30 protein-coding genes and 1 pseudogene are annotated in these 26551 nt (G+C 59.5%); 18 read left to right on the top strand and 13 right to left on the bottom strand.

Annotation, left to right across the window (positions count from 1 at the left end; translation table 11 throughout):
- Positions 1–230 precede the first annotated feature (230 nt).
- Positions 231–404, top strand: a complete 174-nt coding sequence (locus JQ627_RS13445) for a DUF3606 domain-containing protein (protein WP_080669711.1) — start codon at positions 231–233, stop codon at positions 402–404.
- Positions 405–945: 541 nt separating this feature from the next.
- On the opposite strand, the gene JQ627_RS13440 is transcribed toward JQ627_RS13445, so the two are convergent.
- Positions 946–1203 (bottom strand): hypothetical protein, encoded by a 258-nt coding sequence (locus JQ627_RS13440; protein ID WP_014491568.1) that lies wholly within the window; start codon positions 1201–1203, stop codon positions 946–948.
- A gap of 275 nt (positions 1204–1478) precedes the next feature.
- Here JQ627_RS13440 and JQ627_RS13435 point away from each other — a divergent pair, with 275 nt between their 5' ends.
- Positions 1479–1724 (top strand): DUF6894 family protein, encoded by a 246-nt coding sequence (locus JQ627_RS13435; RefSeq protein WP_014491569.1) that lies wholly within the window; start codon positions 1479–1481, stop codon positions 1722–1724.
- Between the two features lie 114 nt (positions 1725–1838).
- Here JQ627_RS13435 and JQ627_RS13430 read toward each other — a convergent pair whose 3' ends face one another.
- Positions 1839–2186, bottom strand: a complete 348-nt coding sequence (locus JQ627_RS13430; RefSeq protein WP_212484824.1) for a hypothetical protein — start codon at positions 2184–2186, stop codon at positions 1839–1841.
- A 346-nt stretch (positions 2187–2532) separates the two neighbouring features.
- On the opposite strand from JQ627_RS13430, the gene JQ627_RS13425 reads away from it, so the two are divergent.
- The 3 genes from JQ627_RS13425 to JQ627_RS13415 all read left to right on the top strand — a co-directional run bounded on the left by JQ627_RS13425 (position 2533) and on the right by JQ627_RS13415 (position 3428).
- On the top strand, positions 2533–2799 hold the full coding sequence (locus tag JQ627_RS13425; protein ID WP_212484660.1) for a hypothetical protein: 267 nt from the start codon (positions 2533–2535) through the stop codon (positions 2797–2799).
- Positions 2792–3088, top strand: a complete 297-nt coding sequence (locus JQ627_RS13420) for a hypothetical protein (protein ID WP_014491572.1) — start codon at positions 2792–2794, stop codon at positions 3086–3088. Before JQ627_RS13425 ends, JQ627_RS13420 begins: the two co-directional genes overlap by 8 nt.
- A gap of 61 nt (positions 3089–3149) precedes the next feature.
- Complete coding sequence (locus JQ627_RS13415; protein ID WP_014491573.1) at positions 3150–3428, top strand: DUF1488 domain-containing protein; 279 nt, start codon at positions 3150–3152, stop codon at positions 3426–3428.
- 495 nt (positions 3429–3923) lie between these two features.
- Here JQ627_RS13415 and rpsU read toward each other — a convergent pair whose 3' ends face one another.
- Entirely contained in the window at positions 3924–4202 is a 279-nt protein-coding gene (gene rpsU / locus JQ627_RS13410) for a 30S ribosomal protein S21 (RefSeq protein WP_014491574.1), read from the bottom strand.
- A gap of 448 nt (positions 4203–4650) precedes the next feature.
- Between rpsU and JQ627_RS13405 the strand changes: the two genes are divergently transcribed.
- From JQ627_RS13405 to JQ627_RS13395, 3 genes are all read left to right on the top strand, one after another.
- Entirely contained in the window at positions 4651–4860 is a 210-nt protein-coding gene (locus JQ627_RS13405; RefSeq protein ID WP_212484659.1) for a cold-shock protein, read from the top strand.
- Positions 4861–4956: 96 nt separating this feature from the next.
- A complete protein-coding gene (locus JQ627_RS13400; RefSeq protein WP_212484658.1) occupies positions 4957–5199 on the top strand; it encodes a transcriptional regulator in 243 nt (80 codons plus the stop codon).
- Between the two features lie 55 nt (positions 5200–5254).
- Positions 5255–5470: a hypothetical protein gene (locus tag JQ627_RS13395; RefSeq protein WP_014491577.1), complete on the top strand. Its 216-nt coding sequence runs from the start codon at positions 5255–5257 to the stop codon at positions 5468–5470.
- Positions 5471–5484: 14 nt separating this feature from the next.
- Here JQ627_RS13395 and JQ627_RS13390 read toward each other — a convergent pair whose 3' ends face one another.
- From JQ627_RS13390 to JQ627_RS13380, 3 genes are all read right to left on the bottom strand, one after another.
- The gene (locus JQ627_RS13390; RefSeq protein ID WP_014491578.1) at positions 5485–5667 is read right to left on the bottom strand and encodes a hypothetical protein; all 183 of its coding nucleotides are present in this window, start codon (positions 5665–5667) and stop codon (positions 5485–5487) included.
- A 310-nt stretch (positions 5668–5977) separates the two neighbouring features.
- Positions 5978–6985 (bottom strand): putative zinc-binding metallopeptidase, encoded by a 1008-nt coding sequence (locus JQ627_RS13385; protein WP_028160515.1) that lies wholly within the window; start codon positions 6983–6985, stop codon positions 5978–5980.
- Positions 6982–7329 carry a hypothetical protein gene (locus JQ627_RS13380; protein ID WP_212484657.1) on the bottom strand — a complete coding sequence of 116 codons (348 nt, stop codon included), beginning with the start codon at positions 7327–7329 and terminating at the stop codon, positions 6982–6984. Before JQ627_RS13380 ends, JQ627_RS13385 begins: the two co-directional genes overlap by 4 nt.
- Positions 7330–7374: 45 nt before the next feature.
- On the opposite strand from JQ627_RS13380, the gene JQ627_RS13375 reads away from it, so the two are divergent.
- The gene (locus JQ627_RS13375) at positions 7375–8184 is read left to right on the top strand and encodes a transglutaminase family protein (protein WP_035701104.1); all 810 of its coding nucleotides are present in this window, start codon (positions 7375–7377) and stop codon (positions 8182–8184) included.
- Between the two features lie 60 nt (positions 8185–8244).
- On the opposite strand, the gene JQ627_RS13370 is transcribed toward JQ627_RS13375, so the two are convergent.
- The 4 genes from JQ627_RS13370 to JQ627_RS13355 form a co-directional block, all read right to left on the bottom strand.
- Positions 8245–8484 carry a DUF6894 family protein gene (locus JQ627_RS13370; protein WP_014491582.1) on the bottom strand — a complete coding sequence of 80 codons (240 nt, stop codon included), beginning with the start codon at positions 8482–8484 and terminating at the stop codon, positions 8245–8247.
- 477 nt (positions 8485–8961) lie between these two features.
- On the bottom strand, positions 8962–9198 hold the full coding sequence (locus JQ627_RS13365) for a DUF6894 family protein (protein ID WP_014491583.1): 237 nt from the start codon (positions 9196–9198) through the stop codon (positions 8962–8964).
- A 258-nt stretch (positions 9199–9456) separates the two neighbouring features.
- Positions 9457–9657, bottom strand: coding sequence for a hypothetical protein (locus tag JQ627_RS13360; RefSeq protein WP_212484656.1), 201 nt, complete (start codon positions 9655–9657; stop codon positions 9457–9459).
- 262 nt (positions 9658–9919) lie between these two features.
- Complete coding sequence (locus tag JQ627_RS13355) at positions 9920–11179, bottom strand: GAF domain-containing sensor histidine kinase (protein WP_212484655.1); 1260 nt, start codon at positions 11177–11179, stop codon at positions 9920–9922.
- A 90-nt stretch (positions 11180–11269) separates the two neighbouring features.
- Between JQ627_RS13355 and JQ627_RS13350 the strand changes: the two genes are divergently transcribed.
- The 7 genes from JQ627_RS13350 (at position 11270) to JQ627_RS13320 (ending at position 17639) form a co-directional block, all read left to right on the top strand.
- Positions 11270–11665: a response regulator gene (locus tag JQ627_RS13350; RefSeq protein WP_312015758.1), complete on the top strand. Its 396-nt coding sequence runs from the start codon at positions 11270–11272 to the stop codon at positions 11663–11665.
- A 588-nt stretch (positions 11666–12253) separates the two neighbouring features.
- The gene (locus JQ627_RS13345; RefSeq protein WP_080669694.1) at positions 12254–12451 is read left to right on the top strand and encodes a hypothetical protein; all 198 of its coding nucleotides are present in this window, start codon (positions 12254–12256) and stop codon (positions 12449–12451) included.
- Positions 12452–13060: 609 nt separating this feature from the next.
- The gene (locus tag JQ627_RS13340; protein WP_212484654.1) at positions 13061–13273 is read left to right on the top strand and encodes a hypothetical protein; all 213 of its coding nucleotides are present in this window, start codon (positions 13061–13063) and stop codon (positions 13271–13273) included.
- A gap of 794 nt (positions 13274–14067) precedes the next feature.
- Positions 14068–14547 (top strand): hypothetical protein, encoded by a 480-nt coding sequence (locus JQ627_RS13335; protein ID WP_212484653.1) that lies wholly within the window; start codon positions 14068–14070, stop codon positions 14545–14547.
- 128 nt (positions 14548–14675) lie between these two features.
- Positions 14676–15419 (top strand): chromosome partitioning protein, encoded by a 744-nt coding sequence (locus tag JQ627_RS13330; RefSeq protein ID WP_212484652.1) that lies wholly within the window; start codon positions 14676–14678, stop codon positions 15417–15419.
- The gene (locus tag JQ627_RS13325) at positions 15416–16000 is read left to right on the top strand and encodes a hypothetical protein (RefSeq protein ID WP_212484651.1); all 585 of its coding nucleotides are present in this window, start codon (positions 15416–15418) and stop codon (positions 15998–16000) included. The genes JQ627_RS13330 and JQ627_RS13325 overlap by 4 nt, the downstream gene beginning before the upstream one ends.
- A gap of 4 nt (positions 16001–16004) precedes the next feature.
- The gene (locus tag JQ627_RS13320; protein ID WP_212484650.1) at positions 16005–17639 is read left to right on the top strand and encodes a type IV secretory system conjugative DNA transfer family protein; all 1635 of its coding nucleotides are present in this window, start codon (positions 16005–16007) and stop codon (positions 17637–17639) included.
- 281 nt (positions 17640–17920) lie between these two features.
- Here JQ627_RS13320 and JQ627_RS13315 read toward each other — a convergent pair whose 3' ends face one another.
- The 3 genes and pseudogenes from JQ627_RS13315 to JQ627_RS13305 form a co-directional block, all read right to left on the bottom strand.
- Positions 17921–19114, bottom strand: a complete 1194-nt coding sequence (locus JQ627_RS13315; protein ID WP_212484818.1) for a DUF932 domain-containing protein — start codon at positions 19112–19114, stop codon at positions 17921–17923.
- A 397-nt stretch (positions 19115–19511) separates the two neighbouring features.
- On the bottom strand, positions 19512–19823 hold the full coding sequence (locus JQ627_RS13310; protein WP_212484649.1) for a DUF736 domain-containing protein: 312 nt from the start codon (positions 19821–19823) through the stop codon (positions 19512–19514).
- 746 nt (positions 19824–20569) lie between these two features.
- Positions 20570–21736: pseudogene (locus tag JQ627_RS13305) on the bottom strand (chromosome partitioning protein ParB); the annotation flags it as partial.
- Between the two features lie 94 nt (positions 21737–21830).
- Here JQ627_RS13305 and JQ627_RS13300 point away from each other — a divergent pair.
- Together JQ627_RS13300 and JQ627_RS13295 are read left to right on the top strand one after the other, a co-directional pair.
- On the top strand, positions 21831–22238 hold the full coding sequence (locus JQ627_RS13300) for a transposase (protein ID WP_212484647.1): 408 nt from the start codon (positions 21831–21833) through the stop codon (positions 22236–22238).
- A 903-nt stretch (positions 22239–23141) separates the two neighbouring features.
- Complete coding sequence (locus JQ627_RS13295; protein ID WP_212484646.1) at positions 23142–26282, top strand: chemotaxis protein CheB; 3141 nt, start codon at positions 23142–23144, stop codon at positions 26280–26282.
- Positions 26283–26551: the final 269 nt, after the last annotated feature.

Genomic DNA, 26551 nt, shown 5'->3' with positions numbered 1-26551 from the left:
ATTATGGCCCGCGGGGGAAGCCGGTCCATCCTAATTGCGGTCCCCGGCCAAGCCCACCTTAGCGCTACGCGCCTAGATATTTCCGAAATGGGGGAACGCCGGTCTGGGGGGACTGTTGCCTCTGCGGCGGCGGAAATTTTGCGAGGAGCAGGACAGTCACCATCGCGGCCGGAGCGGCGTAATGCCCGCTTAGTCGCGATCAAGCCATCCCTCCAAGCAAGAGAAATATCATGAACAGGTCGAAGCCAACCCATTTCCGCAACTCGTTGAATTTGAGAGACAAGGTGCAGGTCAAGATCCTGCGCAAGCGGCTCAAGCTGACGGATGAGCAGTTTAGCAGCGTCCTTCGCAAATCGGGCATTTCAATCTCGGCTATCGCCAAGGAAGCCGCTACTTTGAAGTAACGAACAGCAGCGACGGGGATGAAGATAGTCTTGTCTCCATTGTCTTGCGACGCGATTGATTGTCTTTTCGATTGTCCCAGTAGCTCAATCGCGACAGATGCTTCCAGATTCGTCGGCGTATCGCCAACGATATAGCGCCCGGGCAACCGGATCACGCGGCGCGAACATGGCTGGGTTACTGACTGCCGGCCGGTCATCACTCATTGAACACCAGCCGTCCGCCTTAATGCAGATCTCGACTCGAGCGTCCCTTTGCGCTCGATACGGATTATTTGTCCCACCGTTGTGAGCTTCCGTCCATTTTGCCGCGTCGGAGGCCGTTAACTTGTCTGCATCATTCTCGCACTGCTTTGCGATCTGAATCAGACGGTCGCGGGGAAAAGCATAGTATCTCACGGCATGGGGAATCAGCGCGAGCGCAATGGCTGCTGCCAACGTGAGCTTGATCAATCTCAGCAAATGGCGCCCCAACCGGCAAACAAAACAGTAGAAGAATGCTCGACAGGCTTCACCTCGGGGCCGCACGCTGCGCCAAGGTATTTCACCGCTTCACAGGCTCAGTCGGTTTCGCGGTATCCCATGGGCGTTTGCCGGACGCGTCACGATCCCATGGGCGCGCAACCGATGCTGATTTCTCTTCCAATACATCTTTAGCGCGTGCGGCCTTGATCTGGTCGCGAATTGACATTTCTGTTGCAGCAGGCGCTTGCTCGGCCGCTCGAACATTAGCACTGGATGACAAGAAGAGGATCGCGCCGACCACCAAGATCTTTTCCATCAATGCCGATAGCACGATCACCCGTGGTTGTCCGATCTATCTTCGACCCCAGCGCGGAGCTAACAACAACGATCGCCTTCCACGCAACGCAGTCGACGCAGTGATAGTCACCCGAAGGCTGCCGTGCAGCTTACGCAGGTGTGCCAGGCTAGACAGCGGACTTTGAGATCCTCGTGCGGGCCGTCGGACCAGCAACCATTTTCTGCCACATCTCTTGTCCTCCATCACCGATCGAGGCTGCACAAGGGGCATCGGTCGCTGGCACATGGAACTCCCGTCTGTCTCCGGAGTGCGTCATGACCCGGTACTATTTCGATCTCGTCGACGATGACGGCCTGTTCCTTGACGAGGAAGGTCTGGAACTTGCTGACTTTCGGGCGGCGCAGGTTGAGGCGGCAAAGTCATTGGCCGACATGGCACGGGATGCGACGTATGAATCTGGCAGTTCTTCAAAGCGCCATATGGCAATTGCGGTACGGGACGACGCCGGTCCCGTGATGCATGTGGGGTTCGAATTTGGCGACGGAGGGCGGCAACAGTGACAGGGCCTATGGGTGCCGGCGTTGCTCCTCGATCCACCTTCGAGCATCCATGAGGTGGCCCCTCGTCGCGCCGCAATAGCGGTCAAGCGTCCGCCTCACGCTTGACTGCGCCGCCTACCTCTTTTTTGCCGACCCGAAATCCGGCTGCCAGGCGACCTCTTTCCGGCTGGGCTGTGCTGCGATCACCTTGGCTTTTTCCTTCTTCGGCTTCTTGGCTTCGCGATTGCCGCGTTGCTGTCCCTTGGCCATGACGTCCATCTCCTGTTGGGGTTCAAGTTCTTTCAGTTCGTCCGACTGCAGGATGCGCCCGCGAGGCGTGCAGACGCGGACATCCATGTAACCGTCGCGCACCAGCTTTCGCGCGAGCCGCAGTGCAACGATCGCGCTGCCACGGCCGAGATTGGCGCTGCCATATTCGTTGGTCCCCATGACCAGGTAAGGCACGCGCGTTGCCTTAGCCATTGAGGATGGCCGCAGCACACACCAGAAGCAAAAGGAATAACGGAACGATCACCGGCGGGACCATCCATTCCGAGGCGCGAAAACGCGACATCGAGCGCTCCTGCAACTCTGTCGGCGGGAGCGCACGTGACCCTCAGTCACCGGTCGATGCCGTTGAGAAGTGCGGTGATGCGACAACCCTACGCCTGCGAGGCGCCAATAGCGAGTGCTAAAACGCAGTTCGGGCAAGGCTGCACTGCGACGTCAGCGCGCGGCAATGGCGAATGTGCTGGCTATTGCTCAATGACGGGCGCATGGTCGTCGCTGTCGGTCGGTTAGGGCCCCTCTTGCAAAAAGGCAGGCGTGCATGACCATCCGCTCACGGCGAGAGACCGTCACGTTCAGACATCCGTTCCGAATCCGCGGCATCGAGCGGCTGCTGCCCGCCGGCGCCTACGAGGTCATCACTGATGAAGAAGCGATCGAGGGTCTCACCTTCTCGGCCTATCGCCGCATCGCGACGATGATTATGGTGCCGGCGGAAGGCGTTCGCGACTCAATGGAGATGCTCTCGATCGGCTCAGTCGATCTCGCCAATGCGCAGGCTGCGGATGCGAGCGCCGCGCATGACTGACCATCCCGTAGATCTCGACAAGCATCGCGGCATGGCTGCGCAGAAGGCTACCGATCTGCGCCGCGCGCTGGCAGATGTCGAGGCCCATGTCAGGGAATTGCGTGAGCGGGAGGCCGAACTTGAACACCGCATGATGACGGTGCCCGCCGCTTCCTGGCCGGAGGCTGCGGTCAAGGCGCGGCACCTGCTCAACCTCTATGCCGCGAGCCTGCCCGCCGAGGATACGAGGCACCGGGCGCTGGTCGCGTCGTTGCTCGACGACTTCGTCCGGCTCTCGGGCGAGGACTGACGGCAGAGCAACTCTCCGCACGCGCGATCGTGCCAGCAACGGTCACTTAAAGGAGGAAGCCATGACGCTCACGAGCGGTCGCTACATCGGCCACGAATATGACCGGATGATCGTGCTGTTCTCGATGCAGGACGGCGGTAAGGAAATTCCCTGCGCGATCTCGACCACCGCGATGGACTATCTTGAGCGCGGCCCGCAGGTCCGCCCCGAGCAGCGCGAAGCCCAATTCGTCCGCCTACGCGACCGCATCGAGGCCCGCGCGGCCAGCAAGTATCGAGCGACGGAACTTGAAGGAGATCCTCGGGGTATCGTGCTGCGCGGCATCGATTTCAGAACCTAACAACATGCCATGTCGTGATCTGGGAATCGCTTAGGAGAATTCTTCACAAGTTGGCCCCGGCGCCCGATAACTCGCCCAGCAGAGACGGACAGGCCGATGCTCAAGACAACGTCAATGCGTTCTGGACGTCGCAAGGAACCCGTAAGCGACTGAAGGCCAGTTAACGATCAATAGTTTTTCTTGAACGATCGACGCGGACGGCCCTGAACTCCGATGGTCCCTCGATCAAACGCTGCCTTCGCATCGCTTGATCATCGCCCTTCGCAGAATTGTCCGCCCTCTCGTCTATAACTTTGCCAGCCAGGTGAGCGGCACGCGCGCGTTGGGTCAGAATGCGATGATCACTCCTGCCCGTCTTCGTGATCTCGATCTCCTGGATTACAGACCGCGACTGAAATCTGGCAGCTACGCACCCCCGCTTTTGCTGCGTCGAACTCGGCGCAACCACCATGGCAATTAATCTATGGCAATAACGTTCCTCTACGCGCATTCCCGTTACGCGCGCTCCTTGCCGGCGATCTGCGGCAAGGGAGGCTTGCGCTCGGGAAGCTTCTTTTTCGGGGGCGCCGGCAGCAAACCTTCCCTGATGGCCTGCTTCCGAGCGAGCTTACGGGCCCGGCGAATAGCCTCGGATTTTTCGCGCGTCTTTCTTTCGGAAGGCTTTTCGTATGAGCGCCGCTGCTTCATTTCGCGAAAGACACCCTCGCGTTGCATCTTCTTCTTCAGAACACGAAGGGCCTGGTCGACATTGTTGTCGCGAACAAGTACCTGCAATTGACATTCCTCGCTGGGCTGCGAATGCGCAAGTCCTGCATGCAGCCAATTGCGCAGGAGTCTCGTGGCGATTGCGATGATGGGAGTGACGGCGTCTTCTTCCGCCGGCCTCGAACAAGCCGGTCTATGCGTCACGGCAATCAAGTTCGGTAGAGCAACGTGACCACTGTCAGCCGCGCTGTCAATGGATAGAGCCGTTCCCACACGTCGTTTGGAGCCCCTCGATCGCAAAGGAACGTTCGCCCACACGCGCTCGCTAGCAGCGCTCTCGGAAACAATTTGAGTGTTGCCTTGCAAAAAGCCGAAAATGATATATATTAAAGAAATTCGATTAGCCGCTGTGCCTTGTTGAACGCGCCCGCGGGCTCCTTTTCCAAAGACATCGACGAAGTTGAAGTAATCGCGTGCTCGTCACGCGATGCGCGCTCGCGCGCTTTGGAGAATGAAAATGACGACAGGTACTGTTAAGTGGTTCAACGGCCAAAAAGGCTTTGGATTTATCCAGCCGACCGACGGCAGCAATGATGTGTTCGTTCACATCAGCGCGGTCGAACGGACTGGCCTTGCGGGTCTCGCCGAGGGCCAAAAGGTTAACTTTGAGGCCAAGACCGACAAGATGCGCGGCAAAGTGAGCGCCGAAAACCTCTCGCTGGCTTGATTTGTCGACGCCGCTTTCACGGATGTACTGAAACGGCAGGCTGCCCGCTCGATCTTCGGATGGAGCGGGTTTTGTTCTTCATAATGCGGGTTGAGGATGATCGCCAGGAAATCGGCAGAGCCGTCGCCCGAAGGCATCGCGCGCTCGAACCGCAAGCGATTGGCCGCTGAAGACGGCGCGCGGGCATTGGCTGACGCGGAACGGCAGGCCATCGAGGTGCGAAAGAACATGGCGCGCCTCCGCGAGCTGCGTGAGGCCAAGGAAGTTGCCGACATCGCGTTTCGGGCATCGCTGCCTGCCCCCCGACCGACGAAGCGCAAAAACAGGTCGGCGCGATAGTCGAACTCGCGATCGCACGGCATCATCGTGAAACCGAATTGCACGGGCTGGGTGGATGCCTAGAGTCAAAGCAGACGGCGGGGGAACGATCACTTTCATGCTTGCGCTTGGCGCAGCACGGCAGATGTGCAGGCTTACAACGACGTTTCAGACCGACAAGCAGGCCTTCAGTTATCTTCACAAATATCGAAAAGAATTCGAGCATATAGCCCGTGCGCGGCTCGCCTCCGGCGAGCTCGAAAACGGAATCGTCGTGCTCTCGATGCTCTAAATCGAGAGCGACGATTATGCCCGGGAGTCTTTCGGCTTGGCTTCACGCGCCAATCGGGCCGCCTTCAGACGCTCGTGATTATCGTGCAGGGATTGCTGATCTTTCGCGTAATCGGTCATTGGTTTTTCTGTTCGCACCAATTTGAACGCGTTGTTCGCCTCCCGCAGATGCCGGGCAGCCTTCGCTTCGTTTTTCATCATTTTGATCTCCAGGAATTGGATCAGCGCCGGTCTGGGGCTCGGATATTCGCCATGACAGCGCAAGCGATATTTGCCGGGAGCGGATCAGCGTGAACGCTCCGCTTTGCGCCAGATCTTTCGCGAGGTCTCAGCGCGTTGTCGAACAACGGCAAGCGGACGCTGCCTATAGTTATCAACGCTTTCGCGGGACGCATGTTCCCGAGGGGCGAACCGAAGCCCACGCCGCCGCTCGTCTGCCAGACGTTCAGCTAAAATCGCAACCAGTGTGGCGCCGCTCACGAGCTAAGCGCTTCCACCAGAACTCAGGTTAGCACATCATCGGCGTTGTGTGCGCGTTTCCTTGCCGATTCCTGAAGGCGGTAATCGCCATATGCACCAAGTGCAGTTTGCCTTCGACTGCGGGTGAAATGTCGAACGGGTACGCGTCGGCAAGACCAAGTGAGCGGTTGAGGCGGTTGATCGTCAGAGCGAGCGGGGTCCACAACTCAAGGAGCGCACCGAAATCGCTTTCCAGATACGGGTCATTCAGCGTGTGCTTTCCGCGCGCGTCCAACGACAACGGAAGTCCTGCCAGGGAATCCAGGGTCGAGACGATGTGCAGGAAGTGAGCGAAAGTCTCTGCCCAATCCTCCCAGGGATGAGACGTCGCATACATGCTGATGTGACTCGCCGGATCGCAAGACCAATCCTGACGGGCATAATAATAGGCAAGCGCTGCCTGGTAGTTCTCTGTCTCGTCGCCAAACACCAGCCGAAACGGCGCTCGAAAACCCGCTTCGTGGATCAGGGCATTCCAGTAAAAGTGCCCTATCTCGTGTCGAAAGTGACCAAGCAGGGTGCGATAGGGTTCGCGAAAGGAAACACGCCTGATCTCGCGTTGTACGTCATCGGCCTCCGCAAGGTTGAGCGTTATCAGGCCGGATTCGTGACCGGTCAGGACCGGCCCATGCTCGTCCGAGAGAATCTCGAATGCCAGGCGAAATCCACCCGCGAACGCGATCGGCACGCGAAGCCGTCTCAGGTCGTAGATCAGCCTGCGCTTGGCTTCCTCCACGCGCTTCCAAAGGGCTACGTTACGGGGATTCTGTGTGGCGGGAATGACATGGGTCAGGGAGCAGGACATGCAGTAGGAAGTCGTGGAAACCGCGCACCAGTTGCAACCGATGATATTCCGATTGACGCATTCAAGGGCACTTTCCGCACCGATCATCGCCATATTCTCGGGATCGAAGATCAACGGCTGCATGCAGCCGTTGCATTTGGAGAGCTCGAAGGCCGATAGTTGCCCGCAATGAGGACATTTGAAATCTCTCATGATGGCGCACGACCATTGAGGGTGTCGATCAACGCACGTTGCTTCTTCAACGCGCGCTTCCTCAGAATATCAGCATCAACCTCGCTCACGGTTCGACGCGCGCCCTGGTAAGAGGCCTTCTCAGATACAGGCCGCGCCCCCCAGTCTTGCGTGGGTTGAATGGACATGGGCGTGACTCCGGATCGCATTTTCATCTTCAACAAAGCCTTCAGTTTGAAACGGGTTCCGGTCAGGCGCTGGGCGGATGTTCTCCACTCAATCGAGCATACGGTTGGCGGTCGGGACAGCGATGGCATACTGTTCACACCCGAGCGCTCGCAGCCTTCATCGGTGACGATGCCCAAATGGGGGTTCGTAACGATCGCAATCATCTCTTTGGAGCTACTTCCATGAAGATCCGCGTCGGCTTCGAGATGATCTACGACTTTCCGCAACCGACCCCTCTTATCGCAGTTGTCGGCACTCACTTCACACGGGCATCCGACATTGTCCTGCCCGATCATCTTGTCAGCGAGCCGTCGGTGCCGATCACGCCCTACCGCGACGGTTTCGGGAATTGGTGCAGTCGTCTTGTCGCGCCAGCCGGCCGCATGCGCCTCTCAGCGGACGGCACAGTCCGAGACAGCGGTCTACCCGACGTGATCGTACCATCGGCCCAACAGCACGCAGTGGAAGATCTTCCGTCGGACACCATCGTATATTTGCTCGGCAGTCGGTATGTCGAGACTGACCGACTTACCGACGTGGCGTGGAAGTTGTTCGAGAAGACCGCGCCCGGTTGGGCACGGGTCAAGGCGATCTGCGACTTCGTGCATAACCACATTGCTTTCGGCTATGAGCACGCCCGCCCGACCAAGACCGCCTGGGAAGTGTTCAACGAAGGCAAAGGCGTTTGCCGGGACTATGCACATCTGGCTATAGCGTTCTGCCGCTGCATGAACATTCCTGCGCGCTACTGCACCGGCTATCTCGGTGACATCGGCATGGCGCCTCCATATGCCGCCGGCGATTTCGCGGGCTGGTGCGAAGCCTATATCGGTGGTCGCTGGTACACGTTCGATCCACGTAACAACATTCCGCGGATTGGTCGCGTCCTGATCGCGCAGGGCCGCGATGCCGCCGACGTTCCGATCACCCAGACATTCGGACCCAACACGTTGCTAAGTTTCAAGGTTTGGGCCGACGAACTCACCGGCTGATCGCAAAAGGGCTGCAATGCGACGGTCCATATCGAATCCCCGGAACCGCGAAAGACAGAACTATTGCCCGGCCTTATTCGCTTCGAAGGTCAACGCGGCTTGAAATACGTGCCCGGCTTCCGTTCGAACCTCGATAGCAACGTCCGGCCGGTTTTCCTCACCGGCCAAATCGCGGGCCAGTCCCGCCAATGTGTGAGCCGCCTCCATCTCGGCCTCACGTTGCGTTGAAAATTCTATTCCGTCTTCGTCCGGGTACAGTTCCCGATCGTCTCTGATATCGAAGAAATATCGGATCATCATGAGCGCCTGTTGGAAAGATGTCTGCGCCAGCGCGAGAGGTCCGCAAGCCGATCCAGGATTCGAATTACATTGGCGGCTGAAGTCCCGGAGAACTGAGCCACCTGTTCACCTCCAGGGCAACATCGATCTGCCGGGCCTTCTGAAGTAGTTCGGCGCGCCGGACGCAAACAGGCATCTCTTGAGCCTGCTGGCGCAAATTGATCGCCTCTTGAGTGAGACGGTATTCGAATGTCGAAGATTGAGACTCGCTACGAACCTGCACGGCTTTCTCCCTTGAATGGGCGGGAGCGCGACAGGCGTTCTCATCACCGATGGTTGCCTCGGGTGGGGCGGTGACGACCTTGATATATGTGCTCGAAGGCGCTCCGACCAGACATGATTGAAGAAATGTTTTTGGACAGCCTCACGGCTAGTCGAGTACTCCAACCGGAGCCGGAGACCCAGTCGAGATGGAGGCGTCTGTTCTCACAGGCAGCCTCAATGTTTCGTGCTCTCACTTCGATAGACGATCGATACGCAGAAAAGCCGTTCAGTCATCGAGCGCACTTCAACCGCCAAATCTGGACGACTGCCTTTGAACACGGACTCTCTGGCGATCCCCGTCAGCGTTTGCATCGCTTCAACTTCAGCAGCCTTCTGATTGGGCAGTCGTAGTCCTTCCTCGTCGGCGAAAAACTCGCGGCCACTCTGGATGTCAAAGAAATAGCGTTCCATAAGAGCACTCCACTTCCGTGCAGGCGGGAGCGCTCTCGGTCTCTCAGTCACCGACGCCTACGGGACAAGCCTCGGCCGGTGATCGGAAGACAATACGCCAGCTCTAACTTGGTTGCCAGAGATTCCGGGGCCAGCCGGGTCTAAGCAGCGGCAACTTGGACAGGTTGCCTCCGTAAGCGCCTCAGAATCGAATTCGAGCCATCGGCATCGACCACCATCACCTGACTTGGTCAATGGATTGTTCCGACGACAAGACTATCAGACCGGTAGCTGTAATTCCGGCGAATGCGCCCATTCATCCGGGTGGCAGGCGACATCGGCCTGACGGGCCTTCTTGATCAGCGCATCCCTTTCTGGTCCCGGCGGGAGCTTGGCGGCCTGGTCAAGAACTTCTTTGGACCACACTGTTAGTCGCTCCTGCAACGTGAGTTGTTGTTTGAAACGACGTCGCTTCTGCATGGCGTTCATCTCCAAGTTGATGGCGACAACCGGCGATCTGCTCCGGGCAAAGCCGCGGGCTCACGGTGAACATAACGCTACAAAACAGACAGGTTCAAACCATAACAAAGATCAATGTGACCGAAAAAATCTGGCGCAGGCCGCACACAGCAGCTCTCCGTTCTAATGCATCCAGATTCGGCTGGCCGACAGGCCGATACAGAGAGCTTCTTGGTGTCTTGAGCTACTTACTCAATCTACTCTATCTACCCGCAGGAGCGACCTAAGTCGTTGCAGGCATGCTGAACTCAAAAATTGTCTCTTTGCCGCTCGAGACGGCCTTAAGCGTCCCGTCATGGGCTCGCGCAATCTCGGATGCGATGTAGAGGCCGAGACCTAAACCTTGCTGGCTGGGACGGTCGCCGCGGGTGTAAGGCAGAAACAGGCTTTGCATCGCCTTGTCCGAGATCGGCGTACCGTAGTTTGTCACCCTGAGGGTAAATCTTCCATCGCTCGTCCTTGCCGAAACAATGATTGGCTTGTCGATGTCGCCATAGGTGACCGCATTCCCGAGTAAATTGGAGAACAATTGGCTGATCTTGATGCGATCGCATCGAACCGGCTCGTTTAGGGCAATATCGGTCTCGATGTTAAGGCTTGGCCACGCCAGACGCATTTCGTTGATGACGTGTTCGATCACGGGGGTCAGTGGCTCGTTTGCGTCGGGCCTGATCGTCAATCCGCCGCCGAGGCGGCCGCGGGCAAAATCCATGATGTTGTCCACCAGACCCGCCATTCGCATCACGGATTTCTGGATTGATGCGACGATGTCGGGCGCTCGCTCGCTATTCGCATTCTTGAGGAGAACACGCATGCCGCCGGCTATTGACGCCAGCGGATTGCGGAGGTCGTGTCCCAGCACGCCGATAAATTGCTCGCGCAGCTCCGACGTCTTCCGTTCGTCAAGAAGATCGGCTCGGGTGCTTTTCAGGTCCGCTTCGGCAGACTGCCGCCCCACCTCACTGGCCAGCAGGCTTTCTGATCTCTTGGCAAGGTCGGCCTGAGATTGCTCGAAGCGCTCGTTGAGATCCAAATGCGCAGCGATCAATTCCCCAAAAAGCCGCAAGCTTTCGACGATCTCAGGTCGATTTAACTCACGCGGTCGCGGATCGATCGCGCAGAGCGTGCCCCAGATGTCTCCGTTCGCACGCTTGATCGGAGCTGAGATGTAGCTCCTGAAGCCATACATGCGTGGCGTCGGGTGATTGCAAAATCTGGAATCCGTCTCGACGTCATCGATGACAACCAGTTCGCCGTGGCCGCGAATTTCATTACAGATCGTCGTTTCGACGTGAAGCTCGCTCCCTTCCACGAGGCCGAAATCTATGCTGTCGCGAACAGCACAGCACAACCAGCGATCGCTGGTCACCCTGGCGACCGCTACGAAGCCCATGCCCGTTAAGCGGGTTACGGCATCCAAAATTTTCGGAACAGCATTGATTTGCTGAACGGCGGTGATTTCGCCGCTAAGTTCGGTTATCATTGAACTATACTCAGGGGAGCATCTGGGTTCCTGACCCAACTCTGGAAGAGATAGAATGTTCTCGGAACAACGCGAGGCGGGAGCCGTTGCGTGTTGACCTCTAGAGTAAAGTACCCCTATTCGGTGGCTCACAAATTTGTTGTTTTGATAGTCGAGGACGAGTTCCTCATTCGTCTGAACGCGGCTGAGATGGTACGCGAGCTGGGCTACGAGGTCATAGAGGCCGCCGATGCGGATCACGCAATCGAGCTCCTGGAGAACACCGCCGATATAGCGATCGTATTTACCGATATCCAGTTGCCCGGCTCGATGGATGGCCTGGGACTTCTAGCCACCGTTCGCGACCGTTGGCCTCCGATCGCACTGCTGGTCACTTCGGGCCAGGTAGAACCTGCCGTCGAGGATCTTCCCGCCGGAGCCCGCTTCCTGGCCAAGCCCTATGTGCAGAGGCAGCTCGGCCAGCATCTCCATGCTCTCACCGGATGATGGCCAGCCGCCCGTCCCCTGTGTTTTGATTTCGATGCGGGCCTGCGAAGGTTTGGAAAATGGTCAATCATGCAGCGTGCTTAAAGCGTCTATCTGGGTCAGAAGGACAGCTTACACTCTTGCCTTGGCGGGAGTTCCCAATGCCTGGCGAAATTGGCTTCCGCATAGGCATGATCGTACTCGGGACTATCCCGGTCGTGTTGGTTGATCGCCGCCGTTTTTTGGAAGTGAACCGCCCGATCCGGAGACGCAATCGACTGCCAATCTACTTTCGGCAGCAATGGACCAAGATTGATCTGGCTCGGTGGTAAGAAGACTGCTATAGGATTGGTATCACCGCGCGCTTAGTGGCTGTTATCGGTGACTGAGAGCTTTGCGCTCCCGCCTCAACCCAGTGAAGGCGGTAAGATGTCAAAATCCGACAAATTCGAAATCCGTGAGTGGCTTGTGCCGCCGCTATTGGTGCCGGTCTTCCTCGCACTGCTGATCGCGGTTGTGGCTATTCTGTAGCTGCAAGCGGTTCAGCAACCATGCGTTCAAAATGCAAATCGAATGCCTGGAGCAAGTTTGGGCCAATGGGAGCCGATAATGGCAAACACCGCAATCATCAGGGATGCCTACGGCGTTCCGGCAATTTTCGTTGGCTCGAAAACAGGCCGGGACGATGCGCCTTTTGTTTTCGTGAGCGTCGGGGGTGAGGAGCGCCGGATGCGCTGCTCTGAGTGGGATGCTCTTCCAATCTGGACCGGCCAGCGTCCTTCTTGGGTCAACAAAGGTGGATCATGACGGGACCTTCGGTGTGAGCAGAACTCGATCCGGTATGCGGACGGCGGCGCTCCTGCTCGCGTCGGGATTAAGCACATCTGCGTTACCCGCTTCCGTAGCGGAACCGAATTGCAGCGCGATCGAGAGCACCAGTGCCCGGCTCTCCTGTTACGATGCGGCGTTTCCGCCAAAGGCCAAGAAGCCCGCCGAAACCGATAGTGCCCCATCGTCAGGGTACAAGGACCCATTCGTTGCGGAAGAGGCTCGAACCGCCGCAAAGCTGAAGAACATTTGCCGCGGTTGCTGAGCTTCACCGACCGAGCGGGCGTATCCGATCATGTACGCTCCTATTTGAGGGTTCAATTTGATGACGAACGAGGATGCAAGAGGTCGTCGGACGGGCCGCCAACGAAGGCGAGCCCTTCGTTTGGCGGGTGCGGTGCTGGATGACAGGGCCGACAGCTCCGCGAGCTCGCAGGAGCACCAGATTCGCAAGCAGCGTCTTCTCGACGGGCCCGCGGAGTTTAGGGAAGTTCGAGTCGATCGTTCAGAGAAGACTTCAAGCGACGCTGATTGATCAGCGTTTCTCGCTGTCTAACGTGTTGATTCGTCGCAGAGCCATGACGGTGCATGGAATATCAGGGTATTGAGTATACGGTGGTTCAAACGATCAATCCACCTGGCTGGAAATGGTCGTTTGAGCGAGCCGGTTGGTCATCGAAAACAGGCATCGGCTTCAATCGAGCAGAGGCTATCATCGCAGCTCAACGTGCCATCATCCAATGGCTCAGGGAAAAGCAGCTTCGATCAAATACGCTCGGTCTGCGACCTGCGGATTCTTGAATTATCTTTGACCTCGGGCGTTGCCACTCGATGCCGATGAACCTTAGGGCGACACGTCGGGACTAACCTTTATCGGGATTTTACTCTCACCCTCCCGGGGCTGGTGATCCGCCGCCTGCGCTTTATTTAAGCGGGCGGCGTTTTTTGTTCCCTTTGTCCCAAGCGATGACTCTCTGACAGATGTTTGGGTTTGCTATCGGCGCATCGCCATATATTGGGCTGCCGGGGCGCCTCCATCGGCACAAGGCTGACGTCGCTCGTATCGTCGTCGTTCAAGGTAGGCGACCGATCCGTTTCAAGCCACGGGTAAAGCACCTCATGGTGCACAGGTGTGCCCAAAACCTGAGTGGTCTTCTGTGTGGTACTTTCTCTGGCCTTAGTGTGGTACTCAGTGGCCATGCTACGGACCACGGTGGTCATGGGTGGTCCGCCTGCGAGGGCGAAGTTGTGTGGTCGGCGTGGATCTTGAGATCGCGCGGGCTGCCTCGTCGAGGAAGCGATGGCAGAGCAGTTTGGCACGGAACGGCTGGCGATCGTCTGCCGTCCAGCTTGCAGGGCTCCCGTCCCGACCTGGCTCGTTAGGTTAGCCCACAACTGCGCCTCGCTTGAGGTCTAGGCGACGGCTTTTCCCTCCGGTCGGCATTTGGTAGTCGCCGTTCTGCGAGTTCGGAGCGCGCGATCATTCAACTTTGCACGATCCGGTTGGTGGTTGATTGGCCCTATCCTGGCTTACGTGTGGCCCCGCGTGTCCCCCGGGTGGTGCCGTTAACTTCCGCCGACTACTTAGCGGGATCATGGAAATCGACCTGAAACGTCTGCGCGGCGACATGAAGCGGCTCAAAGCTGCTCGCGTCGCCTCGCCGATAGGCAAAATCAAGACAGGCGCGACCGAGATCATCCGAAGCAATTTCGACGAGCTTGAGCGCTTGCACCGTGAGGAGGGTGCGACCTGGACCGAAATCGCCAGCGGTCTGGCAGCGCAGGGTGTGACGCAGGGGGAAGGCCAACCGCTTACGGGCCGGCGGCTGACCGCGTTGATGCATAACATCAGAACTCGCGCAGAGAAGCTGAAGGGCAAGGCTATCGTGCGAGGTCGGACGCAAATCCTGTCCGAACGCTCCCAAAAGGACGGCCGGACTGCCAGGAAGACGGTCTCGCTCAGCCCAGAGATGAATAGACCACTCGGCGGGAGCGTGCCGGATCAGACCATCAGCGAAGACGAGATCCGACGCACCGAGCTCGCCAAACACGCGCACCTCCTCGGCAAGCGGTGACCGAAACGCAGGCATTTTCAATTGGCCTGCAACCCGGAACGGCCTTTCTCGCTAGACCTCCTGCTTCACCCACCTGGCAGACCGCAAGCGGATTGCGTTCGCCATTCAGTGCCTCAGGAGTAGTCCCCATGCCACGCCTTTTGCTCGTTGCCCAAGAGACCGGCGGTGTCGGTAAGTCCACGCTCACCCGCGGCGTCGCGGAAGCGGTGCCCGACGCACCCATCATCGAACTGGAGTCCACGCCGCGGATCTTGGAATTCGATCACGGCAAGGCCAAGGGTCCGAAGCGGGTCTCGCATTTCCCGGTGCGTGCCGACCGGGTCTCCATCGACCGTACCGGCGGCCAGGCCGCCCGTGCCGAGTTCGATGGGCCGATCAACGCCATGGTCGGCGCCGAGCTGCCGACCATCATCGATGTCGGCGCCAACACCGCCTCATCGCTGCTTGCTTCGTTCGACGATGAATTCGTCACGGGTATCGCCGACACCGGGATCGAGATGGCGCTGGTCGTGGTGGTGACGGCCGATGCCGCCGCGTTGACCGACGGCGCCAAGCTGTTGGCGGCGTCGAAGCGTTGGGCCAAGGCCCGCTTCGTGGTCGAGAACAAGTTGCGGGGCGACGTTGACCCCGCGATGCTGAAGCGCGTCGCCGACGGCGCGCAAGTCACGGTGCTGCCGAAGTTCGGGTTCGAACCGCGGACGCTCGGCTTCCTCCAGGCCACGGGGCTCTATGCCATCCCGCAGTTGAAGGCGTCCGACTTCCAGAAGGAGTACGGCTTCAACGAGGCACGGCGCATGGTGAGTGATCTCAAGGCGTTCCGCCTCGCGGTGATGGAAGCAGTCCGCCCCGCGGCTGTGTGGCTTGCGTCATGAGCAAGCGCCTCGAAACTCTGCGCAAGCGGTTCATCGACGCAAAGGCGGACGCCGACGCGTCGAAACGCGAGGTGCGTCAGGCGAGCGCAGCAAAGCTCGCTGAACTTCGGGCATTGCCGGATCCCGCCGCGCGGCTGGCGGGCATGAAGGATCCGGCCCTGCTTCCCTCCGATCGCGAGGTTCTGGAGCATGCGCTCGCGGACGTGATGCCGCGGCGGCGCGTCCGGTTTCCCCGAGCGATCGGGGCCACCTTGCGGTCCGGACTTCGGCACGCGCGCTACCATTGGCGAGGCTTGGTGGTGGTCACCCTGATCTCGATCCCCGTCATGGTGATCGGCGGCTTCGCGGTCCACAACACCGGTTACGCGAAGGTTCATTTCGACCGAGACCTCGACCTCACCTGGACGTTTCCGGACGGGCATACCGAACTTCGTCGCCTGACGACCGACACGGCAGTTGTCGTGGTGGGCCGGACTGCGGCTGGAGACGTTCGGCTGCGGGTCTGGTCGCCCGCAGAAGGCCACCTCGAAGCCGTCATGTTGGCAGAAGCCTACGCCCGGCTTGCAGTTTCCAAGGAGTAAATCAGTGTTCTGGAAGATCTTCGTGCCACTCACCCTCCTGGCCTTCCTGTTCGGCTTTCCCGTTGCGGAATTCATGGTGCACGGCCTCGACGCATCGCTATGGCCGAACACGATCCAGGCGCCGTCCGTCTGGTTTACGGCGATGCGAAACAGTTGGGGTCTGGATTCGCTGCTCGCCTACCGCGACATGGCGTTCGGCCAGACCAAGGCGCTTGGGCCATATGGTAGGACAGCTCTCGCCTGGATCGTGGCTGGCCCACTTCTGGCATTCGTCGCGTGCTTTGTGCCGAACTACGGACCGCGGCGCGACCCGCGCGGCACCTACGGCAATGCCCGGTGGGCGAGCCGCAAAGAGCGGGCGCGCATGCGGATCGGCCTCGAGCTGGGCCTCGATCCTGACACCCGTCGGCCGATCCGCGTGTCGACCGAAAGCAGCCTCATCACCGTTGCGCCGCCGCGCACAGGTAAGACATCGGGGCTGCTGATCCCCAATCTCGCCGTGCCCGACAGCAAGGGCTGGTGTGGACCCGCCGTTGTCATCGATCCGAAAGGTGAGGCTTATCGCGCCGTCGCCGCCCGCCGTCGCGCGCTCGGTCGCACCGTGCATTGCCTCGATCCCATCGGGATTGTCGGTGGGACGGACACCTGGAATCCGCTTGCGGAAGTCGATTCCAAGGACATCCTCCATCTGCAGCGGATCGCTCGCTCTCTCCTGCCAGAGCAGCCGCAAGGTGAGGCGGTTTACTTTCAGAACCGCGCGGTGGACGTCATCGTAGGCGCGTTCCTGGTTGCGCATGACATCAAGCGCCCGACGCCCAAATGTGCGGCATGGCTGTTGTCGAACCTTCCTCACTTCGAAAAGGCGCTTGCGCCCTTGAAAGGAGTGGCTGCGGGAGCCGCCAAGGCAGTTCTCGCTATGGATCCGAAAGGGCGGGACTCGATTCTGTCGACCGCGGCTCAGGCCTTCAGTTGGTGCGCCGATGAAAGATTGCAGCGCCTGACCGACGAAAGCAGCTTTTCCATGTCGGACATGACGTCCGGCAACATGGACCTGTTCATCACGTTGCCGGCCGAGGACATGGAAACGCTGACGCCGCTGACGCGATGGTTGCTCTGCGAACTCTTCACCGCAGTGCGGCGCCACCGCGCTCGCGAACCCATTGTGTGCTTTATTGACGAGGCGGCGACGCTTGGCCGCTTCAAAGAACTCCTGATCGCTGCCGGCGAGCTGCCTGGACAAAATCTTCGGCTCTGGACGTTCTGGCAAAGCCGCAGCCAGATCACCGACATCTACGGCGCGGAGGGTGCCCGTACGCTGCTCAACACGGCGGAGTTCACCACCTACTCCGATCTGCCCCTCACCGATCCGGACGAACGCGAATTTCTCTCGCGATCGATCGGCGACTTCACCTTGATGGAATCGGTCGAAACCACGGACGAGAGCACCGGCAAGACCACCCGGGCGTTTCAGCCAAAGGCGGTGCGCCTGATGACAGAGGATGGCGTCGGTCAGGTTCCGACGACGGACGTTATCGTGTTTCCCAACAGCAAGCGGTACTCTAAGCGGCCGATGATCCTATGCAAGACCGCCCACAACGATTCTCGACTGAGGAAACATGTCGTTTCCGAGCGGCGGTAACGAATATTGTTGAGAAGCACTCGACGCCTCCAGGCGATTACCATCGGGCATCGCCGCCCGGGAGCAAAGGTCGCGATAATGCTCATGGTCTTGGATGCGATGCTTCCTAAAGGTTGAGCCGTTTTGTTGCGAGCCGGGCCGAAAGGCCCGGCGAGCGGTACGCGCGGTCGCGCGTTAACCGCCGATCCGGCTGGCCGGATCGGCGGCAAATTCCCAGCTCCTTATGAGATAGAGCATCAGCCGTGCAACCAGGTGACCGGCTGCACGGCTCCTTGCGCTACTCAGGCGGCGGCCTGCTCCAATAATCGCTTGGCTATGCCCTCAAGCTCAAGCCGCGCATCCTGATGGGCTTTGCCGCGGGCAAGCGCAGTAATCCCCTGCACGAAATCAAACACGCTCTCCGGCGGATGGCCTTCTTCGTGCAGCACGGTTTCAATGATCTTGCTCGTCTCTGACTTGGAGAACCCGCGCTTGCGCAGGAAGCTATCTCGGTCCTCTTCTGTCCGGGCAACTATCCGCTCGCGCGCGGCCTTGATTCCCGCAATGAACGGACTGGCCGAGGAGTTGGCAAAGCTTGTCAGCGCCGGTGTCGCTTCGTGCGCAAAGCGCTGCGGCGCGAATTTGGAATGGCGGATGGTGATTTGCTCGAAATTTTCCACGCCCCACAAATTGCGGTTCATGCAGACGGCACGGAGATAAAACGAGGCGATGCCGAGAGTCTTCGACCCGACCTCGCTATTCCAGCAGTAAAACCCTCGAAAATACCAATCCGGCGATCCGTCCGCCAGGCGCCCCGCTTCAATCGGATTGGTGTCGTCGACCAGAAACAGAAAAACATCGCGGTCGCTGGCGTAGAGCGTGGTCGTTTCCTTGGCCACGTCGACAAAGGGATTGTGGGTCATGGTCGCCCAATCCAGCACGCCCGGGACCTTCCATCTTGTATCACCGGTCCCATTGCCGGCGATCTTCATCACGGCAGCCGTCAATTCGTGATCCCAGATACGGCCATAGTCCGGACCAGTCACGGCGCGAAGCTCGACCCGACCGTCGTCGGCTTCCAGTGTCTTCAGTAACTCTCCACGATGTGACAGCAAGCCGTGTTGCAGGTTGATCCCGGCGAGCGGCGCAGGAAGCTGCCGCATGTAAGATGTCGGGGCACCGACAAGATTGCACAACTGCCCAAAGCTCCAATGCGTCGGCGCAACCGGCTCGCTGCGACCCGGCACCATCAAGGCCAGCCGTTCCCCGTCGTCACGGCTCGCCTCCACGCGCACGGCTCGGCTTTCCACGGTGCGGGTTTGGGCGCAATCAGCGCGGCGGCGCACGGCGTCATGAAGATCGGTCAGGCTCAGATAACGCTCGTCAGCCGGGCGGGAAAACCATTCCGAGGACACCCGGCCGACGCGTTCGCCGCGCGAAACGTCCACGCGGAAGGCGCTGGAAACAGCCTGCTCGTTCCGGCTCAGGGTCATCATGGTCATGGGTCTTTCTCCTATGGGCAGGGGTTAAAGCGCAGCGCTGCGCTGCAACCCTGCCCGTCGGCGAGACCGGGATAGCAAGAGCAAGGGCGGCGGGACGCGGAGGGGGATCACCCGCCCGAAGGGGCGCGCGTCCAGCGCGCGTCTGCACGCGCCATGACGACCATGTCGTTCAAAACTTTCGTGGGCGCGGAAGACCGGGGAAACCGCTCCCGCCGGCACCGACTCGGTGCTTTACCCTTGCTCGCGCGAGGGCGGAGCCCTTAGCAATCGTCCTGAAAAATATGGCCGAGGCTCTCGCTGGAGGTCCTTCATTCTTCCTTCTGCGCAGCGCTGCCATGGGCACGAAAAAGGGCCCCGCCTCCGAGGAGGAGGGGCGGATCGTTTCGGCGGGTTACTCGCCGTTGCGGCGGGACCAGATCAGCGTGTAGCTGTCGTCGCCTTCGCCCTTGACCAGCGAGGCGTAGATCGGCGCCGGGAAGCTCGGATCGTCCAGCTTGACCGAGAGATATTCGCGGTCGGTCTCCCGTGCGGTCTTCTTCCAGGCGGCACCGAACTCCGTTGCTCCCGACCGGATGCGATAGTCTGGCGCCCTGTCGTTTTCCTTTTCGGATGCGACGAAGGTTGCCTTGACGTTGAGCGTGAGCGTCTTGACCGAGCCAGTGAAGCCGTTGTTCGAAGCGGTGAAGGTGCCGATGGTAGCCATGGTGTCTCCGTTCTGTTGTCGGGCCGCGACCGTCGCAGCCTCGATGGCGGTCCTTGGCCCGGGGAGCGATCGGCCCGCAGCCGTCAGGCCCGCAGCAGAGCGAAGGACGGCGTAAGACGGCTTTTTTGACTCGCGAGGAATGCCGCCACTTCGCGGCAGGGGAAAAAAGCCGGCGAAGCCGTTGCGGGAAGGCGATCGAGGCTCTTGCCGTCCCCCGGTCCTGATCCGTCCATTCGAGGTTGCAGAGGACGTGGCACATCAAACGAACTGACGGAGATATCATGGCTGCGATCATCCAACTGTCACAAGGACACGGCCTCACTGAGGGAAAGGACGCTTGCTGGCGCGCCACGACGACAGGGACTGACAGAGTTCGATTTAGCATCTGTGCGCGCACATTCGGATGCCTCTGAAAGAAGACCTCGCGGAGTTGAGCCCGTGTACGATCTTGGCGTGAGACTGCGATCGTCCAGACGGTCGACCTCGCAAAAAGAGCCACAACGACGGCTGCTCCATGCTGATCTGGTCCCGCCGCAACGGCGGCTGATCCAGCGGGAACGATCGACCACTGGTTCTCCAGGCGCGAGACCACCACGCGCCACGACGCGCCTCTTCTTGTCCTGCCTTCGAAAGGCTACCGGTCGGGATATGTGAATCGTGATGATGGTCGCGCGCCGTAAGGCGCGCGGCCCAAAACAGTTGCGGGCGAGAAGGCCGGGACCGCGACACGGTCTCGGCCTTGCCGATCACTCCGCCGCGTTGGCGTAGGCGTTCGCAGACCCATCCGTGGCAGCATCCGCCACTGATTGCGGTACGTCCTGCTGCACGGCTTGCGGCATCCGCATCGGCGCAGGCAGCCAATCCGTTGTAACCAGCAACTGCTCGGCAGCCTCCGCCATGTCCGGCTTCTTCATGTCGGCCATGCGGTCCGCTGCCTCAGCGCTGACAGCTTCCCGCACCGCTTCGAGGATGCGCGCCTTGGTGATGCGCCCGAGATATGTTCGCACGGTCGGTCGCCAATAGTCGGTCATGTCGAGACCAACGGCCTCGGCCAGTCCGTCGGCAGTTGCCAGCGCCCGCGGTCGATGATCGCGCGGCAATTTGACGGCGTTGACGGTCATAGCCGCGCAATGCGCAAAGATCGCCATGCGGCTGTCGTGGTCGAGGGCAACGACGAACGACCAGAGATCGGCGACATCTCGCGGCAACTGCGCCGCCCAGCGGGCGTGGCGCTCCGACCACGAGCGACCCGCTTGGGTCTCCCCGATGCCGTCCGCATGGGAGCCGAGGAACAGGCTGGTTGGCCTGAGATCGAGGACATTGGCCTCGGCTCCCCGATAAAACATCTGAGCCAGCAGCGTATGGGTGACGGCGACAAGTGCAACATCGGGCTGCTCAGACAGCACAAGTCGAAGGCCAAGAGTTCGGTGCGACGTGAGGTCGGCGACGAGATTGTCCGGAAGCCCGGCGTCGGGCTCTCTATCGTCGTCACCGTTGTCATCCTCATCCTCGTATTGCACGCGGCCCTTGGCCGTAGTCTGTCGACGCTTGTCGTCCTCTGGGCGGATAAAGCCGCGCTCGACACGAACGTCACCGTCATGGTTGAGAACAACGAAGGCGCCGCCGCAGGCGATGTCATCGGCGTCGTAGGCCCGACGCAGGGATTCAAAGTGCTCGATCTCCGCCTCAAGTTCGCCGAAGCGGATATCGACATCGTCGGGAAGTTCTTCAAGGCTCTCGTGCTGCTTGGTGAGGAGGTCGAACTCGGCCTGCGCGGCTTGATAGGCGGCCTGATCCTCTGCCGAGAGCTCGATCTGTCGTGGATAAACCCGCCGAAGCCCGTGACCATGCGGAAAATCAAGATTGGCTTGCACCCATTTCCAGCCCTCATTCGTCTGCAATGTCGCGGCGACGCGGCTCGGCCATTACCGGGCGGTACACGTCAAGAGCAAGGCCTCGCAGATCCTGCGGACGACGTTGATTGCCCGTAGGAAGTTCGTCGATCACATGCTGGGGATCGAAGATACCACTCGCGGCTTGTTAAAGGTGCATGGCCTCAAGCTGGGGCTTGTGCACCGTGCGCGTTTCGCCACCAAGGTCGAAGCCGCGCTCGCTGACGCACCAGAGTTGCGATTGGCAATCGAACCTTTACTCGACGTGCGTAACGCTATGCGAGCGAAGAAGGCTCTATTGGGCCGTCAGCTTTCGCAAATGGCGCGTAAAGATGAGGTCTGCAGGCGCTTGATGACAGTCTCGGGCGTAGGGCCGATTGTAAGCCTGTCTTTCAAGGCGACGATTGACGATCCTGCACGGTTTAAGGACTCGAGGGCCGTAGCGGCGCACTTGGGATTGACGCCTCGTGTATATCAGTCTGGCGAGATCGACCGGTCTGGCAATATCAGCAAGTGCCGGTGACAAGCTGATGCGCCACGCTCTCTACGAAGCTGCGAACTCGCATCTTCGGATAGCGAAGAAGTGGTCCGTTCTGCGTGCGTGGGGCATAAAGCTCGCCAAACGCGTAGGGGCGAAGAAGGCATGCGTAGCCGTAGCCAGGAAGCTCGCGATCATCATGCACCGTATGTGGGTGACCGGTGCAGACTTCCGCTTCGTCCAGCCGTCAGCTTCGAACGCGACTTAAGGATCGTTCCGGCGTAGCCGACTGCTCTGCCGAGGACGTGGGGGAGGTCAGTCCGTTTCGATCCCTGTGCGTTTCAGCACGTGCTGTGAGCTTGGACGACCTAGCCTCGCCGGACCCCATCATGGAGCGAACCATTTGGTCGACTCCGAACAGAAGCGCGGACCAGGCAGAAGCGGTAGGCGGCAACGATCGTGACCCAAGGGGCGGAGACGCATTGCGGCTCCGGTCGCGGGCGCATGCCCGCGAGTAGAGCGTGACCGACGAACGGCGGGCCGCCAAAGCAATGCACGTCTCTTTCTGGCTCAGAAGGAGACGTTGGCCGGTAAGCCGCAGATGGCCACGATGGGCCAATTTCCGAAGTCGTCTAAATCATTAGACTGCGTCGTGGGCACGAGCGAGCAGCAGTTTGAAACACCTCGGCTTTACCGCAAGATTGATCAGCTTTTCGAAGCGCTCCTCGCCCAAGTGAGGACGTCGCAGTTATCGGCACGGAGTCGCCGACCTCGACCAGGCGAAAGACCTGGCCGGCCGCAGCCGTCTTGGCGGGAACTCTGCGCGTCTCTCTAGCTTTTCTGTTCTATCAGGTTTAGCAAAGGCTTAGTGTGGGAACCGGACGGTCAAGGGGACAGGATCCATTGCGGCTTGCGCCGTGCGAATTCCCTGCCCCGGCCGAGGAAAACATGGAAGAGAATCCATCGAACATTGCTGGCGATAAAGCAAATCTCGCGCGAAGACGTCCGCCCTCGCTCGTAGTGGGCATTGGGGCGTCGGCCGGTGGGCTCGCCGCGTTTAGAAGTTTCTTCGATCATATGCCCGCCGATACCGGCATGGCCTTTGTCTTGGTTCAGCACCTCGATCCCGACCACAATAGCCTGCTGGTAGATTTGCTGCGGCCGCACACTGCCATGGAAGTGGTGGAGGCGCAGGATCAGGCAGTGTTGGTGCCCAACCGGATTCATGTAATTCCGCCGAATGCGACGCTAACCCTTGAAGGCGATGTGCTGCGGGTTTCGACACCGGTACCTCCCCGGGAGTATCGCCGCCCAATAGATACGTTTTTTGCCTCCCTAGCGGAAAGTCAGGAGGATTGCGCGGTCGGCATAATCTTGTCGGGCGTCGGCAGCGACGGGTCGCTGGGCATCAAGGCGATCAAGGAATATGGTGGCTTTACCCTCGCCCAGGCGGAATTCGACGAAACCGCCATGACGGGAATGCCGAGCAGCGCCGCGGCGACAGGACTTGTCGATCGTGTTGCCTCAGTCGAGAGCCTTCCGGCGAAGGTTCTTGAGCATCAGGCCTATCTGGCAAAGGTCGAGGAGCAGAAGGGTGCTGATGGGGCCCGCGAGGATATCCGCGAAAGCCTGGCCGCGATTACCGCGCTGCTACGCAAGCGGCTCAAACATGACTTCAGCGGTTACAAGCAAAATACCCTGATCCGGCGGATTCAACGCCGAATGCAGGTACTGCAGATCGAAGCCGTTTCCGCATACGCTGAACATCTGCGCCGAGAGCCGTCAGAGGGTGACGCGCTGTTTCGCGAGTTGCTGATCGGTGTCACGCAGTTTTTCCGAGACGAAGAGCCGTTTGAGGCGCTCAAAGCGAATATCCTGCCGTCGCTGCTCGCAGCGAGGGACGCCGACGATCCGATCCGGGTCTGGGTTGCCGGGTGCGCGACCGGCGAGGAGGTCTATTCCCTTGCCGTGCTTTTGCAAGAAGTGCTCGCGGTCCATCGCAGCGAGGCCAAGGTCACCATCTTTGCAACAGATATCGATCCACAAGCCATCACGTTCGCACGTACGGCGCGGTTCCGGCGGATGGATGGCTTGTCACCGGAGCGGCTGCAGCGCTGGTTTGTGATGGATGGCGAAGATTACATTCCGGTCCATGCCATTCGCGAAATGTGTGTCTTCTCCGAGCACAATCTTGTCAGGGATCCTCCATTCTCGAGAATTGACCTAATCTCTTGCCGCAACGTGCTGATCTACATGGACAACGACTTTCAGCACCGCGTCATGCAGACGTTCCACTATGCACTACGGCCCGGCGGTTATCTCTTCATCGGACCGTCGGAAAGTATCAGCCGAGAATCGCGGCTGTTTCGCGCCGCCGACAAGAAGCATCGTATTCTGCAGCGACACGACAGCGTACGAGCGACGTTGCCGGAATTTCTACCCCAGGCAGCCAGCGGCGCAGCCGCAAAAGCTACTACGACCCGCACCGAGGATCAGATCGACAAGAGCGCTCGCCGCGTCATGGCGAAGCATTCTCCAGCCTATTTCGTCGTCGACCGCCACCACAATATCGTGCGGTATTCCGGCGGCGAGACCGGCCGATATCTCGAACCTTCGGAAGGCAACGCGAGCCTTGATTTGTTTGCGAATTTGGCCAGGAGCGTACGAACTCGGGTACGCCACGCCGTAGAGCGTGCCTTTTCATCCGGCCAAGCAATTGAAGAAGCTAGTTTGAAGGTCGAAGGGAGCGAGCTGGTCGACCTCCTCGTCGAACCGATCGTCGAAGCGGGCAGGCTGCCCGGCCTTGTCGTGGTGGGGTTTCGCCCGAGCCGGCCGCAGGGCGAACGAGCGCCCGAGGGCGATGCATCGCCGGCCAGCAAACGGGACGTTGAGGCACTCCAGCAGGAATTGCACGCCCTACAAATCCGCCATCAGGCGACCAGCGACGAGTTGGAAAGCCAGATCGAAAATATGAAGTCGGTCACGGAGGAATTTCAGTCGGTGAATGAAGAGCTGCAATCGTCCAATGAGGAGCTGGAAACGGCCAAGGAGGAAATGCAGTCCGTCAACGAGGAACTCCAAACCATCAATAATGAGCTGCACGGCAAGAACGATCTGCTGATGCAAGCCAACAACGACCTGCAGAATCTTCTCGACAGCACGCAAATCGCGACCATCTTTCTCGACGACGAACTCTGCATCAGGAATTTCACGCCGGCGGCGAGGGAGGTGTTTTCCCTGCGCGAAGGCGATCGCGGCCGGCCCGTGACCGATATCGTGTCGCTGCTTTCCTATGACAAACTCCGCGAGGACGTCGGGAAGGTCCAGCGCACTCTGGAGATCGTCGAGCATCAGCTCGATCTGAAAGACGAGAGCGCGGCCTACATGATGCGGATAAGGCCTTACCGCACCGTCGCCAACGTCATCTCCGGCGTCGTGATGACGTTCAACAACGTCAGCGAGCAAAAGCAGCAGCACGATCATCTGCAGGTATTGATGAAGGAACTGCAGCACCGCACCAACAATCTTTTTGCGGTCATTCAAGCGATGGCGCGCCAGACTGTGCGCACCAGCGCCTCTCTGGCTGACTTTGAGGAGCAGTTTGGGGCGCGAGTGCAGTCATTGGCCCAATCCAACGCATTGCTCATCGATCAACAGTGGAAAGGCGTCTCGATCGACAAATTGATCGAAGCACAGCTCGCTCCATTCGTTGGCTCCGACTCCACGCGGTTTGAGATGGTGGGGCCGACGGTTACGATGACGGCCGAAACCGTCCAGACGCTCGGGCTGGCCCTGCATGAACTCGCGACCAACGCATCGAAATATGGCGCGCTGTCAACACCGAACGGAAAAGTCGTTCTTCGTTGGAGTTTCGTGGGCGGCAATGGTGCGTCGGAAGTCTTCAAATTGGAATGGCAAGAGATAGGCGGACCTCACGTAAAACCGTCAACCCGCAAGGGTTTTGGCCACTTTGTCACCGATCAGATGGTTACACGTTCTCTCGATGCCACCGTGCAAGCTGACCTCGCACCGGACGGGTTGCGATGGATGGTGCAAATGCCTGCGAGCAGGGCTCGCGTTGGAAGATAGCCCCGTCCCGTCGAGGGGATGCCCCCAAAATTTTCACAACCTTAACATATGTAAGGTCGGCAATCGCTAGTTCGCGCCAACATGGTCTCGGGTTTCAAGGGGGCCGCTATGTTCGATCCCGACACGACCGTGGTGTTGCGCGCAGTCCTCGCAGAACTTTGCGAACAGGTGCCGGTGCTGGAATCATCGACGCGAGCCCGCGTTGCTTCCAGGATATTGGAGGTTGCAAGGAGCGGCGAATGGTCGGTTGACGATCTTAGGAAAGCGGG

This window comes from Bradyrhizobium liaoningense (assembly GCF_018130785.1).
In the GTDB taxonomy this organism is placed as follows: domain Bacteria; phylum Pseudomonadota; class Alphaproteobacteria; order Rhizobiales; family Xanthobacteraceae; genus Bradyrhizobium; species Bradyrhizobium liaoningense_A.
This window is presented reverse-complemented; position numbering and strand designations above follow the sequence as displayed.